Source organism: Haemophilus sp. 27098_8_127, assembly GCF_041433495.1.
GTDB lineage: Bacteria > Pseudomonadota > Gammaproteobacteria > Enterobacterales > Pasteurellaceae > Haemophilus_D.
Genome location: NZ_JAPWBP010000022.1, coordinates 1 through 1,833, shown reverse-complemented (window position 1 = coordinate 1,833; position 1,833 = coordinate 1). Strand labels below are relative to the sequence as shown.

The window sequence follows — 1,833 nt, the reverse complement described above, 5'->3', positions numbered from 1 at the left end:
TCAATTTGTTACTATAATAAGAACGTCAATTTTTATGTCTTGCATAATGATATTCCACAAGAATGGTTTGAGGGGATTCAATGTAAATTAGAGAAAATGGGAAATAATTTATTTTCTATTCATATTTCTGACGATATTTTTAAAGATTATAAGACGTTGGAACATATTTCTTCGTCGAGTAGCTATTATCGTCTTTTGATCCCAAAACTTATTAATCAAGCGCGTGTCTTGTATTTAGATGCAGATATTATAGTGAATGGGTCATTATCTGATTTTTATTATAGCGATCTTAATGGTGCCCCTGTAGGCGTTGTGAAAGATTATGGGATGGGAGAATACTTTCCGTTTCCTTATTTAGATGCATCCGTTTCTAAAAACTATTTCAATAGTGGTGTTCTATTGATTGATTGTGTGAAATGGCGAAATGAAGGTTTGGTCGATACCTTATTGCAAACTGTTGAAGAGTATGGCGATCAAGTGTTATACGGTGATCAGTGTATTTTGAATATTGTTTTACGAGAAAAAGCAAAATATTATAGTTTTACTGAAAATGCACAGGTGCAATATATTGAAAAAATTAAACGGGAGCATGGTATTACTAAAGTTAATCTCAATGTTCCACCTCTTATTATTCATTATGCAGCAAAACATAAGCCGTGGGATAATCATAACCCGACATTATTTGAACGTGAAAAATATTGGTTTTTCCGCCATTTAGATTGGTCTTATCTTATTGACTCGACCAAATAAAATTTTATCGTGTGGTTATAATAGCCGATAATTAGCGTAATTTCTGTGCAAGGTCGAGAATGAGTTTCCCAAGTATAGGAAGTGGATCATTATTTATGAGATCTTGATATTTCAATTCTAACTTTGTGGTGCGTAATGGCTGTTTACGTGCCACTTGTGTTTGTTCAGCGTTGGCTGCTCGATATTTATAGGCAATAGTACGGAGTTCATCGAGGGATATTTTCATCTCTTGAGAGAGTAAATCACGTAGCTGACTTTCCCAAGCCAAATCACGGTAGCCTTTCTTTTCCATCACCATGGTAATAGATTTTTCAAGCACTTTCTTGATTTGTTGTGTGGTAGATCGGATAGGGTAGTGACCTAGCCATAAGTCATTAGTGGTAATAAATTCCGCTTGAAATCTCTCAATAAACCAATAATAGAATGGTTGGTTATTTGGTTCAATAAATACGGTGCTTTTAATTTCTTTGCCATCACTGTCTATCATGTAATGGCTACCAATCGTTAATATACACGTTTCAGCAATAGCACGAGGAATAATCACTTTAGGAGTGAGTATTTCTTCCTTTCGTTGATCGGTAAAGTGGCAAATAAAATCTGGATTATATTCCGTAGCGCTTGGCAGATAGCCTCGCCAAGTGTACATCCCAACACGCCCTTGAGGAATAAGCGAGAGAAAATAATGTAATATCTCACGAGATGGGCAATAAATTAACTCATCTGCATCAAGTGGAAAAATATAATCAATGTCAGCATCATTATTCAGAATATATTGCATCATTTGATTCATAATTCGTTCTTGAGCATATTCTAATTCATTATAGTGATAGATATGAATTGGTAATCCTTCTTGTTTTAAGAGTGTAAGAATCTCCCGTGTATTATCACAACTATTATGATCGACAATATGCAGCTCATTTAATAAGGTTAAATTATGGCGAATAAAGGTTTCAATAATATCACTCTCATTGCGCACCATACTTAAACCAACAAGTTTTTTATTCATTTCTTCTTTACCTAGTTGAACGTCTAATATTTTTAAAGATGCTCTTTTGCTAACTTCAAATTGTCTAGTAATAGTTT

The 1,833-nt window shown here is 34.0% G+C and carries 2 protein-coding genes; one reads left to right on the top strand and one right to left on the bottom strand.

Annotated elements, in window-relative coordinates; all coding sequences use genetic code 11:
* The coding region (locus tag O3746_RS10295; protein ID WP_371449029.1) for a glycosyltransferase family 8 protein at positions 1-750 on the top strand (750 nt) is incomplete at its 5' end.
* A 31-nt stretch (positions 751-781) separates the two neighbouring features.
* Here the strand turns inward: O3746_RS10295 and O3746_RS10290 are convergent.
* The coding region (locus O3746_RS10290; RefSeq protein ID WP_371449026.1) for a glycosyltransferase family 2 protein at positions 782-1,833 on the bottom strand (1,052 nt) is incomplete at its 5' end.